The organism is Desmonostoc muscorum LEGE 12446 (assembly GCF_015207005.2).
Classification (GTDB): Bacteria; Cyanobacteriota; Cyanobacteriia; order Cyanobacteriales; family Nostocaceae; genus Nostoc; species Nostoc muscorum.
In genome coordinates, this window is sequence record NZ_JADEXS020000001.1 from 1,868,477 (window position 1) to 1,880,449 (window position 11,973).

An 11,973-nucleotide genomic window follows, 5' to 3' on the forward strand; every position below is an offset into this window, starting at 1 on the left:
AGAATTCAGAATTCAAAATAGATAATACTATTATGATTACTATTTGATTTTTCATGAATTAGAGGCTATTTATAAAGTAAAAATAAAATTATTGTAGGGGAGCCAGTGCGTTGGACGGGTTTCCCGGCTTGTACTCCTTCTCTACGAGACGCTATGCGAACGGAGAACCCGTAGGGTAGCAACTGGCGTTGTCTTAGGCGCATATTTTGAGATTAATGATCGCGAGAAATATGAACTGCGCCTAACAGCGATCGCCACTAGGCTCTGCATTGGTATCGTAATACTGATGCTTTACGGGCAGCAGACTGGCAGATTAGCTTTAGAGAAACTGTCAGAGCGATCGCTCATCAACACAACCTCACAGCCTCCTTCTTACCGAAAATTTTTGCTGATGCAGCTGGTAGTGGTTGCCACATCCATCTTAGCCTTTGGCGCGACGGTCAAAATCTCTTACCAGACCCCCAAGGTATCTGCGGCGTCTCCCAAATAGGTGAAGCATTTATCGCTGGCATACTAGACCATTTGCCAGCACTGATGGCATTGACTACCCCTAGTACTAATTCTTACCGCGCATCCGTCCTCACGGTTGGAGTGGTGCTTTCCGCTGTTGGGGACTAGTACCGCGGTGAAGTCACGCATTCAAAAGTCAAAAGGTTGATATATCAAGGCTTGTGGCTGTTTGAAATGGTAGGTTTATTTACGCCGCGCTGTACTAGATAACCGTGAAGCCACTGTGAGAGTACCAAGCAATCCCGCATTCAACGGTTCCACCCATTTCGAGTTAAAAACCGTTGATGCATCAGCTAATCCTTCCCTGGCTTTGGGTGTCGTGATTGCAGCCGGACTTGATGGTGTGCAACGAACTCTCAAACCGGGGAATCCTGTTGCACAAGACCCTAGACATTTGCCAATTGAAGAACGTCAGGCCAATGGTATTGACCTTTGACCACAAAATTTGGGGGAAGCTTTAGAGTATTTAAAACAGGATAGTATCCTTCTAAATGCTTTAAATTCACAGTTGTCACCAACTTTTTTAGCAGTGCGCCAAACAGAGTGGGAAGCGATGAAAGATTGGGAATTACAAGCATAAATTAAGCTTTTGTTAGAGAAATACTAAATTTATAGTGGTTTTGACAGCAATTTTTAGGTCATGATAATAAGGGGTTCTTTACTTCGGATTCTCAATTGCACTGCATCCAGGTTTCATTATGAGTCAGTCTTTTTCTCAAAACCAAGCAGGACGAAATCGTCAACAAAACCTGTGGCAACAAAAATGGAATTTAAAGACTAAAGCAATAATTTGGGCACTCAGCATCAGTGTCCTGCCTGTGGTTGCAATTGGAACAGCTACTTACTACTATGGCGTTGATGTAATTACCAAAAAAATCCCGCAGGTCAAACAAGAGAGTGGGAAGAGTTCAACAGAAACTGAAGTAGCTCTAGAAAGACAACTATCACTCTTGTTAACTGGTATGGGGGTAACAGCAGTTTTAGCAGGTGCGATCGCAACTTTTGTAGTTAATCGCACTATTACTCGAATCAAAAACGCTGCTGAAACTACTAATACGATCAAAAATAAGCTACGTCCAAATAGTGAATTTACCCAAGTTTTCATCGCTACCAAAGATGAATTAGTGATGTTAGAAAGAAACATCAGCTTATTCACAGAACTGCTTTCAGTTTTGGAACAGGAAAAAGCAGCCGAAACTGATTACTCCCAACTATTGATGAAAATTACTCGGTGGGTTCGAGAATCATTCAATGAAGAAGATGTTCTCAAAACTACCTCAGAAGAAATTCGCAGAGCTTTAAGCCTTGATCGCGTGAGCATTTTTTGCTTTAATTCTGACTCTAATGGCACCTTCATCACAGAATCAGCAGCACCAGGTTTCCCCAAAATATTAGGGGTTACAGTCTCTGACCCTGGGTTCGAGGCAGGGTACAGAGAAAAATACCAAAATGGTACTGTTCATGCTATTGATAATATCCATCAATCCGATCTGACTGATGGTGATATTGAGTTGCTGGAGCAATTTGCTGTCAAATCTAGTTTAGTAGCACCTATTCTCAAAGACAAACAGCTATTCGGTTTATTAATTGCACATCAGTGTTCGAGACTGCGTTTTTGGCAGCAATCTGAGATTGATTTATTCGCTCAAATAGCTATGCAAGTGGGATTTGCCCTTGACTACGCCAACGTTCTAGAACAAGTAGATACCAAAGCAAATAAAGCTCAGATATTTATAGAAATTACCCGCAGCATTCGCCAATCCCTCAACGAAGAGGATGTCCTCAAAACCACCGTCGAAGAGGTTCGCAAAGCACTAAGTACTGACCGAGTGCTAGTTTATAGCTTTAATGCTAATTGGTCTGGAACTGTGATTGCCGAATCAGTTGTTCCAGGTTATCCCAAAGTTTTGCGGTCTGAAATTGAAGACCCATGTTTTGGTAAAGGCTACGTACAAAAATATCAGTCTGGTCGCGTTCAAGCCACAAACAACATTTACCAAGCCGGTTTGACTGATTGTCACATTAACTTGTTGGAATCCTTTGCTGTCCAAGCAAATTTAGTCGCCCCAATTATTAAAGATAAACAGCTATTTGGCTTGTTAATTGCACATCAGTGTTCTAGACCTCGTGATTGGGAACAGCCTGAAATTGATTTCTTTGCTCAGATAGCCACCCAAGTGGGATTTGGTCTTGACCATGCCAGGCTGCTGCAACGAATCGAGGCTGAAGGTGTGCAAAGTCAATTGCTGGCGGATATTATCCGCAGCATTCGCCAATCCCTCAACGAAGAGGATGTCCTCAAAACCACTGTAGAAGAGGTTCGGAAAGTACTCAGCGCTGACAGAGTGCTGGTTTATAGCTTTAATGCTAATTGGTCTGGAACTGTGATTGCCGAATCAGTTGTTCTCACCTACCCAAAAATTTTGCGATCTGAAATCCAAGACCCATCTTTTGATCAAGGCTATGTACAAGACTATCAATCTGGTCGCGTTCTAGCCATAAACAACATTTATGAAATCGGTTTAAGTGATTCTGAAATTAGCCTGCTGGAATCCTTTGCTGTGAAAGCAAATTTGGTCGCCCCCATTATTAAAGATAAACAGCTATTCGGTTTGTTAATTGCACATCAGTGTTCTAGACCCCGTGATTGGCAACAGTCTGAGATTGATTTCTTTGCCCAAATAGCCATCCAAGTGGGATTTGCTCTCGACCATGCGAGGCTGCTGCAACGAATCAATGCTGAAAGTATGCGAAGTCAGTTACTGACGGATATTACCCGCAGCATTCGCCAATCACTCAAAGAAGAGGATATCCTCAAAACCACCGTGGAAGAAGTTCGCAAAGCACTTAGTATTGACCGAGTACTGGTTTATAGCTTTTACGCTAATTGGTTCGGAATTATCATTGCCGAATCAGTGGTTCCAGGTTATCCGAAAGTTTTGCGGTCTAAAATCCACGACCCCTGTTTCACTCAAAGTTATGTGGAAAAGTACCAATCTGGTCAGGTTGTCGCAATCAAGAACATTTATAAGGCAGGTTTGGCTGATTGTCACATTAGCCTGCTGGAATCCTTCGCGGTGAAAGCAAATTTAGTCGCACCCATTATCAAAGATGAGCAGCTATTTGGTTTGTTAATTGGACATCAGTGTTCTGCGCCCCGTGACTGGCAACAGCCTGAGATTGATTTGTTTGCTCAGATAGCCATGCAAGTAGGATTTACTCTCGATCATGCTAGGCTTTTACAAGCATATCAAGCTGCTGAAACTAACTAGCTAGATATACAGCAGATTGCAACAGGCGTGAGCTACAGATAATCTTAGGGAACATGGCTATGCCCTTAGATCCCCGACTTCTAGTAAGAAGTCGGGGATCTAGACAGTCTTTAGCTGATAGTCTCAGCCGCCAAAGTTTCTATCTTAACGATCAAATCGTCAAAGTCTTGATCCCCTCCCCCGTATAGATCCTCAAAACCGTATTCATTTGACGATAACACTCTGACATGATCTTTGCGATCGGGGTTAGCTAGTGGATTAAAGAAGTAAGCTTTAGGAGTTGCCCATTGTTTTTCCTCATTTTTGGGATTTTGCTCTAAAAATTGGTTTGGAGTTCCGTTAGCAATTAGGAATACTCCATATTTTGGCCCACCGAGTAACTCCCCTTCAAACGTATCTCCTTTTTGATACGAACCTTCATCTGCGCCTGGTAAAGGAATGCGATTTTTGACCACAGTTGCTGCATAATCAGGATCGCCTGGTTTGACTCCAGCAACACTTCCATCATCATCCATTGCAAAAATACCAAAAGTGTTGTTGTAGCCAATACTGGTAGGAACAAAAACAGTTATCTTAATCTTATATCTTGTCTGAGGATCAGTGATGATATTACCATCATCCCCTGGAATTATCGGTCTTTCTTTGCGAATTACATCGACAAATGCTCTCACAGAACCGTTATTTTCTCTGTAATTCACATCCCAGTGTACAAATTTAAGTGTACCTGGGTTTAAAACTGTCAATTTTAAATGGGTTCCTACAGGAAAATAAGTCTTGCCATCATCCAAAGTTCCAACCAAACTACCATATGTGAAGTTAAAATTGTTAGTTAACAATCCACTGGCGTACCTGGTTTTATTGTCTTCAGCTACACCGTTAGCATTTACATCCCATACTCTATTAACTGAGAGTATACTCCACAAATCTTTAGGGTAAACATCAACTGTTAGTACATCCTCTGGCTGTAATTTAATTTTTGTATTTAAATGAGTTTCTGTACCCGCTTTGCCATTCACACTATGTACTTTAGAATGAATATCAAAATGCTTCTCATATTGCGATAAATCATTGTCAATTGTGTCGTCGTCATGGTTAAACGCTTTTTTGACTTCGACATTCGCTGTTATCGCTCCATCATTTGTGTTGTGGTCACCACCCCAAAAGACCAATTTCAGCCTACCTGGTTTTAAAACTGTCAATTCTAAATGGGTTCCTACAGGAAAATATGTAACACCATTGTCTACAGTACCAATCAGACTACCAAAGGGAAATGCAAAATCAGCATATTGCGTTATTCCTCTTGCTATCCCTGCGGTTTCTTGATAGATACCATCATAGGTTTTTGGCTCAACAGATATCCCGTTAGCATTTACCCATGATTTTGAAGAACTTTTATATGGAGTCCATTTTTCTTCGGGGTCTACATCAACTATTAGTAAGTCCCCATCCTCTAAGTCAATTTCTGTATCGAAAAATGTGTTTTCGGTCGAGCAGTTGACTTTTGCCTCAATTTTAAATGGTGTTTTTGGTACTATTCCCATCGTTTTCTCCTTATTTATTGATAGCAATCCAGCATCTTGATATGCTTGTATCCCAATAGCGATAACTGCATTAAAGCAATCTCATTTAGGATGTGAACAAAGATTATCTCTAAATTTGTTCACATTCTATTTAAGAATGCTATATGTCCAAATAAGTAAGTCGGTGCTAATATTTCAAGCTATATATAAGAAATTTAAATGTAGGGAGCCAGTGCGTTGCTTTAGTTCCCAAAGTTGAAGCAATTGGCGTTGTGTTATCGGGCAGCCCAATGCACCATTAAGAATTCAAGGTGCGTTAGCCTACGGCATAACACACCCTACAGACTACAGACAATTTATATTTCTTCATATACATTGAATTTTTCTCACCGATCTACTTACGATTCAGTTAATAATTAATCCTCCATAACCCTCTTTAAAAAGCAGGAAATTGAGCAAGCATTTTTCATAGGGTTGAGGGAGTCTTCTGAAGGCAAATCCAAATACTACTAACTGAAGTTTATGGTAGTTTGTCAAGTTTAAATTGATGAGTAAGTAAGTTTGTAGTAAGCACTAATTTCCTTATTTTATAAGCATTGTAATGCTTACTACAAACCATCAAAACTAGCTTGAAAAAGTACTACAGATATTGTATTTGGCTTTATACTCTTAGTTACACAAATGCTTTAGTACTGTTATTAAATACGTATTTTTAACGTATTTGGTATGCACAAAGCTTAATTTGGCTATCTTTAGGCTGAGAAATTTACAAAGACCAAGAGCAATTTATTTGCGGTCTACTTTGACAAATGCTCTCACAGAACCAGTGTTATTTCTGTAATCTTGATCCCAGTATATAAATTTGAGTGTGCCGGGGTTTAAAACTGTCAACTTTAAATGGGTTCCTACAGGAAAATAAGTCTTCCCATCGTCAAGAGTACCAATCAAACTACCGTGTTGAAAGGTAAAATTCTTACTTGTCCATCCAGTGCTATACCTGGTCTTATTGTCCTCACCTAAACCGTTAGCATTCACAACGTACGCTTGACCTGTCTCCGTGTATATATTCCACAAATCTTTTGGATGAACATCAACTGTTAGTACATCCTCTGCCTTTAATTCAATATGTGTATTTAAATGAGAGTCTGTATCCGCTTTTGCAGACACGCTATGTACTCTGGCATGAATATCAAAATGGTTGCCATATAGCGATATATCATTTTCAATTGTGGCGTCATGGTTAAACGCTTTTCGGACTTCGATATTCGCTGTTATAGTTCCATCATTTGTGTTGTGGTCGCCACCCCAAAAGACCAATTTCAGCTTAGCTTTATCTCCACGTAAAACTGTCAATTCTAAATGGGTTCCTACAGGAAAATAGGTGAGACCATCGTCGATAGTACCAATCAGACTACCAAAGGGAAATTCAAAGTCAGCAGATTGCGTTACTCCTCTTGCTACTCCTGCTGGTTCTTGATAGATGCCATCATAGGTTTGTGTTGCAAAAGATATACCGTTAGCATTCACCCATGATTTTGAAGAAAACCCATATGCACTCCATTTCTCTTGGGTGTCAACACTAATTATTAGTAAGTCTCCATACTCTAAAGTAATCCCTGTATCATAAAAGTTGTTTTCAGTTGAGGTGTTGACTTTTGCCTCAATTGTAATTTGCTTTTTTGCTACTATTCCCATCGTTTTATCCTGTGGTTTAGTTGTTGAAATAATGCGAAAAAGCTGTTATTAAACAGCATTTTGCTTCTTCGCTGACACTATCAGGTTTTTAGTGAGAAGACAAGGCAGGGATAATTAAGATAGTTGAAAAAATATTTTATATAATTAAGATAGTTAAATTTTCCGACATTTAACGTGCAAAAATTTTGTCGAGCTGGTTGTGGATTGCAGTCACACCGCTAGTGGATAAATATTCATTGAAGCCTCAATTAAAAACCCCTGCCAATAGCAGGGGTTTTAGTTTTATAATCTTCATTACGAATTACGAATTAACCCTCTTGTTTAACTTTCGCCAGAGAAAAATCGAAAACTCTTAGAGGATGTCTGAGAAGTCCCAAAAGAGTAATAATTCAGAATTCAGAATCCTGAATTAATAAGGTTTAGTTACATAACTCATTGCTATTACCCAATGATGACAGTTGCAACTCGACTGCGCTAAGGTAATATTCATCATTGATAACTTCTGCTGGTAATTTGTTAGCCTTAACACCAGCCTCAACTACATCTTTTGCAGTCACCTTTCCTATTTGATATTGATATAACAAAGTGCCCATACTGGGAATACCCTGTCCTTTCAAATAACCTTGATAAGCTAGAAAGACAATATTAAAAGGTTGGAGATAACTACCATTATTGTTATTGCTCGTTGTTTGAGCGCTAGCAATTCCAGGTATCAAAGTCATAGAAGCAATAATCAGCGCAGAATTGATTAAAGTTGTGAGTTTCATAAGTTTATCCTCATGAGAAAGTTTTTGCTGAACACGAAAATATTTACAGATGATTTATAGACGCTATAAATCGCGTCTTCAAAGACAAATTATCTGAACCAGATTGTCCTATGAGTCATATCATGTTTGCGAAATCAAGGATGTCCACAAACAATTTTGGATTGCTGTAGGCAATTTAAAATCTTAAAAATTGCCAAACCCCATCATGTAATATGCAATCACAGCAGTGTCAAAGGTTTTGAGGTAATTAACCTTTGAAGAATGGTTAGGTAAAGTTTTAAAATTGGCTGCTGTGTTTATTGATGTCTTATTGTTGTTATTTTCGGGTAGAAAAAATCTAGCAATTTTTAGCATAAAATTACTCCAAGTAAGAATATATTTAGAATTCATCAAGTTGATAATCTGAATTAGTGTCTGCTCTGTTCCAGTTTTTTAGTTCAATTCACTGCTAAAAGTTAACTGGGTTTTAGCTAATTCAATTTCCATAACAACATGCTAATAAATCCCCTATACAAAAGCAAATATTTTTAGTGTTTAAATTAATAAATAAAATTAATGAGAGTTAATACTGGCATCTAACAGTTGACGAGCAAGCTTACTAAAGATTGATTTGAGCTTATAGCGTTTCCCCACAAGCGTGAGGTACACCTGTAAGGGCACGGCAGTGCCGTGCCCCTACACCTTGCGATATGATGTTGATACTGTTGGCGAAAGTGTTACAAACGCACAAACAAAAGTATTACAACTAAAAAACGCAACAACAGATTGAAGGTTTGAGCTTAAGCAATACTTTTGTTAACAAATATGTAGTACATTCGCCAACAGTATCTGATGTTGTACTGCATCTGAATGGTAACCGCTATAATTAATTCTCTTGTATGCCATCGTCAGGCGTGAAAAAATCCGCTGAAAGGATCATTATTTGAGTGTCCGACGCCCACTCTTTAACTACTTTTTCGACTCAAATAAAACCAGTACAACATTCCTATTTCTAAATTTTCAATTGGAGAATTCTTCTTCAAAGACATTACTTTTTCAACGCCAGAGTCAAGCCATCGGCGATCGCAATTACACTCAGACTCACTCGCTGGTCTTGATGCAACTTCTGATTAAAGGCACGAATTCTTTTAGTTCTATTATCCTGCACTTGGGGGTCGGCAACCCTGCCTGACCACAGGACATTATCGATCGCAATCACTCCCCCCGATCGCACAAGTTCCAGCGATCGCTCATAATAGGCATCATAGTTGCTTTTATCTGCATCGATGAAAGCAAAATCAAAAGTTTCTCTTTCTCCTGTTGCCAATAGCCAATCTAAAGTATCCAACGCTGGGGCAATGTGCAGCCCAATTTTATCTGCTACTCCCGCTTGGTGCCAATAACGTCGAGCGATCGCTGTAAATTCCTCACTAATATCACAGGCTACCACCTTGCCGTCACTCGGTAACGCCAATGCCACCACCAGGGAACTATAGCCTGTAAATACACCAATTTCCAAAGTTTTCTTCGCTCCCAACAACTGCACCAGCAGTGCCAAAAACTGCCCTTGTTCAGGAGCAATCTGCATTCTACCCACTGGATGCTGGGCTGTTTCTTGTCTTAGTTGAGTTAAAATTTCCGGTTCGCGCAGAGAAATTGACAGTAAATAATCATATAAATTTTGTTCGAGTCCTAGTGTTTGAGTTGTCATAAGATTGGGCATTGGGCATTGGGAATGAGGCTTTGAACTCCATTAATGAGAGTCTTTAAGACAAGTAATATATTTAAAATAAACTCGGTAGGATCGGCAAAGCGATCGCTGAGGATATTTAAATCATGCCAAACCTCAAAGAAGATGATAACGCTCTGCGTGAAGTGTTGAGCCAAGCCAAAATTATTGCTGTTGTGGGACACTCTGATAAACGCGATCGCATCAGCTATCAAATTGCCCAATTCTTACGACAAGTTGGCTATACAGTTTATGCAGTCAACCCTCTAGTTAAAGAAATTGACGGTAAGCCTAGCTATGCTGGACTTCAGAATCTACCAAAACCTGTAGATATTGTCAACGTATTTCGCCGTTCTGAGTACTTGCCAGAAATTGTAGATCAAGCAATTGCTGTTAACGCTAAAACCGTGTGGGCACAATTGGGCATCTGGCATCAACCATCAGCAGAAAAAGCTTTAGATGCAGGAATCAACGTGGTTATGGATGCCTGCATCAAAATTGAGTATCTGCGGCTAAAAGTAGATTTAACAGGCGATGTCTAAATTTTGGGCGTTGCATATTTGCAGGATGATTTAGCAAATTATAAAATCTCTCCCCCTGCTTCCCCTACTTCCGCTGCCTGCCTAAATTTATCCCACTATTAAGGGATGCAAAATTTTACATCTCTCATTATGCGTAGAGATGACTCGAAAAGTGATGCAGATTGTAATTATTATGTAATAAACCAGCGTAGAGCGATTCTATGTGTAGAGATATTGCATACCAAGTGTTTGTTTGAGTTACTTGCCTAAACCCTTCTAGAATGAAAACTATTGTGGGGGAATTTTATTACTAAACTAGTTTTTATTGTGGGAGGTAGAATGAGCCGTCCAATAATTCTTGGTATTGTAGGGGACAGCGCTGCTGGTAAAACAACGTTAACGCGGGGAATCGCTCAGGTACTCGGCCCAGAAAATGTGACGCTGATTTGTACAGATGATTACCACCGTTACGATCGCCAACAACGTGCAGAAATTGGCATCACTGCCCTCCACCCAGACTGTAACTACTTAGATATTATGCAGCAACACCTGTCGCTACTACGCACAGGACAGCCGATTCTCAAGCCAGTTTACAGCCATAAAACGGGCACATTCGAGCCACCGCAGTATATCAAGCCCAATAAATTCGTGATTATTGAGGGATTACTCGGTTATTCCACCCGCGCCGCCCGCGATTCTTATGACGTGAAAGTTTATCTTGCGCCTCCTGAAGAACTACGCGCTAAATGGAAAGTCAAACGAGACACGCAAAAGCGGGGCTATAGTGCTGAACAGGTGCTAGCGGAACTAGAAAAGCGCGAACCAGACTCAGCAGAATTTATCCGTCCCCAGCGGCAATGGTCTGATATTGTTATTAGTTTCTACCCACCCATCGAGGAAGAAGATGAAACCAATGGACACCTGAATGTCCGCTTAGTACTGCGTCCGACAATTCCTCACCCAGATTTTAGTACAATTACCAACACTGGTGGTAATTCTGATTCAGCCATTCGTCTGGGACTAGACAGAGATATGAGTAAGCCTGTAGATGTCTTAGAAGTTGATGGTCATGCCACCCTAGAACAGGTGAATAAATTAGAGCATATTATATGTTCGGATATGCCTCATTTAAGAAATATTTGCGATCGCGAAAGTAACCCAGAACTTGGCAAAATTGCTGGTACAACTGGGGAAACGCTCCAAAGTTACCCCCTCGCCCTTACCCAGTTAATAATTACCTACCACATGCTCAAAGCAACGCAAATGTATTTATAAAATACAAGGGGTTAAATGCCTATATTCAGCCCAAAATGAGGGACTTCATAGTTGGTCATAATCCAGTGGATTAGCCTGTCCCTCAGCAATTTGTTGTTTAGCACGTTGTGCAGCAGCTACAATTTTTTGTTGCGTTCTGTTGAAAGATTCGCTCGACTGAATTTCATCTTGCAAGTCATTAATGTATTCTCGAAGATGCTCTGCAACTCTATCCTGTGCGTCAACAGATAGAGACTCCATCATCTTCACTACTGTAGCGATCGCTGCGGATGACATGGTGTGCTGCTCCCATATAAAATTATCTTATTAAAGCTAGCCCCAATTGCATTTTAGTTGAACCTTGGGCTTTCTGTTCAAGTATGAGCAAACTACCGAGTTTGACTGGACAGCAAGTAATTACAGCGTTAAAAAAGCAGGTTTTGAGGTAGCAAGAATCCAAGTTACCATCATTTTTTGATACATGGTGATGGTCGTCGAACTGTTGTTCCAGTACATTCTGGTGAAACAATTGGTTCTGGCTTGTTAGCACAGATACTCCGCGATCGCCAACTCATCTGTGAGGAATTCCGGGGACTCTTGTAAAAATAGGCAAAACGTACTCTTGCCATGTCATGAGTTCCCTATCCATATAGAGTTAGATTATTCCGTTTTTTGTGGAACTGGAACTACTACAATTACTATTGATGCTAGATAATGGGAAGGCTT

General features: G+C 40.1%; 10 protein-coding genes and 1 pseudogene. 6 read left to right on the top strand and 5 right to left on the bottom strand.

Going from position 1 to position 11,973, the window contains the following annotated elements:
• Nucleotides 1-312: 312 nt before the first annotated feature.
• The 3 genes and pseudogenes from IQ276_RS40915 to IQ276_RS08120 all read left to right on the top strand — a co-directional run bounded on the left by IQ276_RS40915 (nucleotide 313) and on the right by IQ276_RS08120 (nucleotide 3,782).
• A complete protein-coding gene (locus IQ276_RS40915) occupies nucleotides 313-618 on the top strand; it encodes a hypothetical protein (protein WP_373690621.1) in 306 nt (101 codons plus the stop codon).
• A 115-nt stretch (nucleotides 619-733) separates the two neighbouring features.
• Nucleotides 734-1,090, top strand: a pseudogene (locus IQ276_RS40920) (hypothetical protein).
• A gap of 118 nt (nucleotides 1,091-1,208) precedes the next feature.
• Nucleotides 1,209-3,782: a GAF domain-containing protein gene (locus IQ276_RS08120; protein ID WP_193915210.1), complete on the top strand. Its 2,574-nt coding sequence runs from the start codon at nucleotides 1,209-1,211 to the stop codon at nucleotides 3,780-3,782.
• 110 nt (nucleotides 3,783-3,892) lie between these two features.
• On the opposite strand, the gene IQ276_RS08125 is transcribed toward IQ276_RS08120, so the two are convergent.
• The 4 genes from IQ276_RS08125 to IQ276_RS08140 form a co-directional block, all read right to left on the bottom strand.
• The gene (locus IQ276_RS08125) at nucleotides 3,893-5,323 is read right to left on the bottom strand and encodes a DUF4114 domain-containing protein (protein ID WP_190881959.1); all 1,431 of its coding nucleotides are present in this window, start codon (nucleotides 5,321-5,323) and stop codon (nucleotides 3,893-3,895) included.
• Nucleotides 5,324-6,088: 765 nt separating this feature from the next.
• Nucleotides 6,089-6,997 carry a hypothetical protein gene (locus IQ276_RS08130; RefSeq protein WP_193915212.1) on the bottom strand — a complete coding sequence of 303 codons (909 nt, stop codon included), beginning with the start codon at nucleotides 6,995-6,997 and terminating at the stop codon, nucleotides 6,089-6,091.
• A 419-nt stretch (nucleotides 6,998-7,416) separates the two neighbouring features.
• Nucleotides 7,417-7,764 (bottom strand): hypothetical protein, encoded by a 348-nt coding sequence (locus IQ276_RS08135; RefSeq protein ID WP_193915214.1) that lies wholly within the window; start codon nucleotides 7,762-7,764, stop codon nucleotides 7,417-7,419.
• Between the two features lie 1,027 nt (nucleotides 7,765-8,791).
• Nucleotides 8,792-9,454 carry a class I SAM-dependent methyltransferase gene (locus IQ276_RS08140; RefSeq protein ID WP_193915216.1) on the bottom strand — a complete coding sequence of 221 codons (663 nt, stop codon included), beginning with the start codon at nucleotides 9,452-9,454 and terminating at the stop codon, nucleotides 8,792-8,794.
• A gap of 125 nt (nucleotides 9,455-9,579) precedes the next feature.
• On the opposite strand from IQ276_RS08140, the gene IQ276_RS08145 reads away from it, so the two are divergent.
• A complete protein-coding gene (locus tag IQ276_RS08145) occupies nucleotides 9,580-10,014 on the top strand; it encodes a CoA-binding protein (protein WP_193915218.1) in 435 nt (144 codons plus the stop codon).
• Between the two features lie 318 nt (nucleotides 10,015-10,332).
• The gene (locus IQ276_RS08150) at nucleotides 10,333-11,268 is read left to right on the top strand and encodes a phosphoribulokinase (protein WP_190881963.1); all 936 of its coding nucleotides are present in this window, start codon (nucleotides 10,333-10,335) and stop codon (nucleotides 11,266-11,268) included.
• Nucleotides 11,269-11,313: 45 nt separating this feature from the next.
• Here IQ276_RS08150 and IQ276_RS08155 read toward each other — a convergent pair whose 3' ends face one another.
• A complete protein-coding gene (locus tag IQ276_RS08155; RefSeq protein ID WP_190881964.1) occupies nucleotides 11,314-11,544 on the bottom strand; it encodes a hypothetical protein in 231 nt (76 codons plus the stop codon).
• A 177-nt stretch (nucleotides 11,545-11,721) separates the two neighbouring features.
• On the opposite strand from IQ276_RS08155, the gene IQ276_RS08160 reads away from it, so the two are divergent.
• The gene (locus IQ276_RS08160; RefSeq protein ID WP_228042943.1) at nucleotides 11,722-11,850 is read left to right on the top strand and encodes a type II toxin-antitoxin system HicA family toxin; all 129 of its coding nucleotides are present in this window, start codon (nucleotides 11,722-11,724) and stop codon (nucleotides 11,848-11,850) included.
• Nucleotides 11,851-11,973: the final 123 nt, after the last annotated feature.

What these genes read in the sequence shown, in the direction of transcription:
- IQ276_RS08120 (WP_193915210.1), top strand. Translation starts at nt 1,209, where the DNA reads ATGAGTCAGTCTTTTTCTCAAAACCAAGCAGGACGAAATCGTCAACAA.
- IQ276_RS08125 (WP_190881959.1), bottom strand. Translation starts at nt 5,323, where the DNA reads ATGGGAATAGTACCAAAAACACCATTTAAAATTGAGGCAAAAGTCAAC.
- IQ276_RS08130 (WP_193915212.1), bottom strand. Translation starts at nt 6,997, where the DNA reads ATGGGAATAGTAGCAAAAAAGCAAATTACAATTGAGGCAAAAGTCAAC.
- IQ276_RS08135 (WP_193915214.1), bottom strand. Translation starts at nt 7,764, where the DNA reads ATGAAACTCACAACTTTAATCAATTCTGCGCTGATTATTGCTTCTATG.
- IQ276_RS08140 (WP_193915216.1), bottom strand. Translation starts at nt 9,454, where the DNA reads ATGACAACTCAAACACTAGGACTCGAACAAAATTTATATGATTATTTA.
- IQ276_RS08145 (WP_193915218.1), top strand. Translation starts at nt 9,580, where the DNA reads ATGCCAAACCTCAAAGAAGATGATAACGCTCTGCGTGAAGTGTTGAGC.
- IQ276_RS08150 (WP_190881963.1), top strand. Translation starts at nt 10,333, where the DNA reads ATGAGCCGTCCAATAATTCTTGGTATTGTAGGGGACAGCGCTGCTGGT.
- IQ276_RS08155 (WP_190881964.1), bottom strand. Translation starts at nt 11,544, where the DNA reads ATGTCATCCGCAGCGATCGCTACAGTAGTGAAGATGATGGAGTCTCTA.